We start from the raw sequence: 3,134 nt of genomic DNA, 5'->3' as shown, positions 1-3,134 counted from the left end.
CGCCCACCTGGAGCCCACCCTCGAGCTTGGTCAGACCGCTCGACGAGGTGTGGCGGCATCAGGAGGAGACGTACGGCGATCTGTACGGCTTCCGCAACTATGGCTGGGACCAGATCATGGCCAACCGTGGCTACATCAACTACTGCGTGCGCTGGGACTCCAGTGCACCGGTCAGCGCCGCGCTGCGGGACCGCGTACACACCACCCTGGCCAGGCAGTTCAAGAAGTGGATGGACGTCGTTGCCGGTCACAACAAATGGCCCTACCCGGAGGTGCCGGTCAAGGTCGTGGGCTGGGCCGTCCGCGACCGGTCCACGTTGCAGTGGAACGACAACTCGATCGACATCTACGTGAACAACATCCGCGAGGGTGCACCACAATGCGCACCCGAGTGCGGCCGGTTCTTCAACCAGAACGGGCAGTACCCCCGCTGCCCCGGCGGCGTGGCCCGTCACTACGACATGTCCCTATGGCTCACCGCGGGAATGAACGGCGGCGCCGGCGGCGACTGGGGTCAACGCATCGGCAGCGAGTACTACATCAACAACCTCAACGCCGACAACGTCCACATCCTCCTGCACGAACTGGGCCACACCTTCGGCCTCGACGACTTCTACGACTGGACCCCCACCGGCCAATGCTGCTTCCTGATGAAGGCCGGCAGCGCAAGCAACATCACCGAGTTCGACGCCTGGATGTTCCGCGACTGGTGGCGCCACCTCAAGAACCGCTACGGCTACTGACCATGAGGTCTCCCACGACCTGGAACTCGACCATCACCATGCGGCGCTCGCGCACGCTGGCAGGAATCGCGACGGCACCGGACACCGTTGTGTACAACCTCAGCGGGCACCCCACCCCCTGCTGCAACATGTGGGCGCCGGAGCTCCATCTGCTCGGCACGTTCTACAACGGCTCGCAACCCAACTTCATCAGGCCGTTGAGCAACCCTTGGACGGCCAGTGGCACCCGCCGCATCCTGTCCACGCCGACCCACAACTGGGAGACTGTGGGCGGCGCAGTCAACGAAGGCGCCGTCGTACTGAAGCGCAACGGACGAACCTTCGTCGTCTTCTCAGCCAGCCACTGCTCCACACCGGAGTACAAACTCGGCCTGCTCACCTACAACGGCGGGGACCCGCTCAACTCCTCGTCCTGGGTCAAGAAGTCCACCCCGATCTTCTCGCGCAACGACGCCGCCGGCGTCTACGGCCCCGGCCATGGCAACTTCTTCAAGTCGCCGGACGGGACCGAGGACTGGATGACCCATCACGCCAATCCAACCGCCGGCGGCGGCTGCGACATCAACCGCAGCACCCGCGCCCAGAAGTTCACCTGGAACGCGGACGGCACACCCAACCTCGGCAGACCTGTCCCAGCCGGCACCGCCCTCCCGGCACCGTCCGGCGAGCCAACCTCCTGACGTGTGTGGGCAGCTCCTGCGTGTGGGCAAGTTGAATAGGCAACCAGCCCACAAACAGCCCACACATTCCTTGTATATAAGGGGTTCTCGGCTCGGAAACTGTCGGTGGCCGTGTCTATGCTTTGGGGTATGGAGATCTTGGCGATGCCCCCGGTGTATAGGCAGAGTGGCAGCGAGCTGCTGGCCAATCTCGACTGCCGCATGGCCGTTATCGCCTTAATGAAGACCGAGGCGCTGCAGATCATGGGCCGGCTCCAGGAGATGGGCACGGCGCAGGAAGTCGGTGCCCGTGACACCGTCGAGCTGGTCTCCGAGCGGTATCGCTTCGACCCCGCTGAGGTCCGCAAAGACCTCGCCCTCGCCGACCAGCTGGGTAAGTATCCCGAAGTGGCAGCTGCGCTGCCCGATGCCGGCGATCCGTTGCGTGCAGGGGTCATTTCGCTCGACCACGCCAAAGTCATCGTGCAGACCCTGAACAAGGCACCGGCGTCTGTCGCGGCCGAGACGCTGGCCGTTGCCGAAGAGCAGATGGTCAACGTGGCCCGGGGCAGTAGCCCGCGCGAGCTCGCCAAGTTCGGGCAAGACGTCCTGGCCAGGCTGGACACCGACGGCCCTGAACCGGCCGAGGACGAAGCGGTCGCGAAGGAGTATTTGCGATTGCGGCCGACCGAGGGCGGCGTCAAGTTCTCCGGGTTCTTGGCCGGTGCCAGCGCCGAACAGTTCCAGACCCAGAATCACGCACTGTCCAAGCCTCACAAGACTGTCGACGGTGAACAGGATCCGAGGTCTGCCGACCAGCGGCGCGCTGACGCGTTGAAGACGACCATGGACGCTGCCGCGGGCAACCCCGACTACCCCGGCGTTCCCCACATCACCGTCACCATCGACTTCAACGACCTCAAAGCCGCCATGGCCGCCGGCGCCCCGGCCGCGTTCGGTGGTGCAGCGGGTGACGGTACGGCGGGTGGTGGTGCGGTAGGTGAGTTGGTGTTCGGCGCGAACCTGTCCGCGGGCGCTGTCCGGCTCCTCGCCTGTGACGCGGCCGTGTTGCCGATCGTGCTCGGCGGCGATTCTCAGCCGTTGGATGTCGGGAGCGAGCAGAGGTTCGTGAACCGGTATATTCGCCGCGCGCTGAACAAGCGCGACGGGGGCTGCGTGGTCTGTAAGGCACCGCCGTGGATGTGCCACGCCCACCACGTGATCCATTGGGCCAACGGAGGCCCCACCAGCCTGCAAAACTTGGCCCTGCTGTGCGCTGCTCACCACCGCGCGGTCCACAACGGCCAATGGGCCATCACGATCACCGCAAAAGGCGTCCAGGTCACCCGTCCGACCTGGGCCGCCCCGGCACCAATCACCGACCGCGCCGCGATCACCGGGCTGATCGACTGGTCCACCCCTGCCCACAACACCAGCGACAGTGCCAGCAGCGGAACTGCCAGCAACGGCAGTGCCCACGCCAGCAGCGCCAGCAGTGGCAGTGCTGACTGTGCTAGCGGTGGCAGCGGCACGAGCGCCAGCAGGCCCGGTGCAGACAGAGCGAGCCCTAGCAACGTAAACCCCAGCACCACCGATTCCCGCGGTACCAGCGCGACCGCGAGCAGCGCCGCCGCGAGCTGGGCCGATGCCGTGTGGAGGGATGCCAGCAGCGATCCGGCTCACGAGCAGCCGAGCCTGCCCCCCGCAGTCAGCACCCACCCCGACCCGGAAC

3 protein-coding genes are annotated in these 3,134 nt (G+C 65.8%); all 3 read left to right on the top strand.

The features are described 5' to 3' along the window. Window positions 1–743: zinc metalloprotease (locus tag E1261_RS46180; RefSeq protein WP_238176838.1), on the top strand; the 743-nt coding region annotated here is incomplete at its 5' end. 2 nt (window positions 744–745) lie between these two features. Further along, window positions 746–1,423 carry a glycoside hydrolase family 43 protein gene (locus tag E1261_RS46175; protein ID WP_202875474.1) on the top strand — a complete coding sequence of 226 codons (678 nt, stop codon included), beginning with the start codon at window positions 746–748 and terminating at the stop codon, window positions 1,421–1,423. Between the two features lie 129 nt (window positions 1,424–1,552). Then, window positions 1,553–3,134, top strand: a 1,582-nt coding sequence (locus E1261_RS44075) for an HNH endonuclease signature motif containing protein (protein ID WP_165952862.1), incomplete at its 3' end; no start/stop codon positions are given.

Origin of the sequence: Kribbella albertanoniae (assembly GCF_004348455.1) — a bacterium.
Lineage (GTDB): Bacteria > Actinomycetota > Actinomycetes > Propionibacteriales > Kribbellaceae > Kribbella > Kribbella albertanoniae.
The sequence above is the reverse complement of the archived record's forward strand: the minus strand, read 5'-3'. Positions and strand labels throughout refer to the sequence as shown.

Excerpts from the sequence above, each read along its gene's own strand:
- E1261_RS46175 (WP_202875474.1), top strand. The coding sequence starts at position 746 with ATGAGGTCTCCCACGACCTGGAACTCGACCATCACCATGCGGCGCTCG.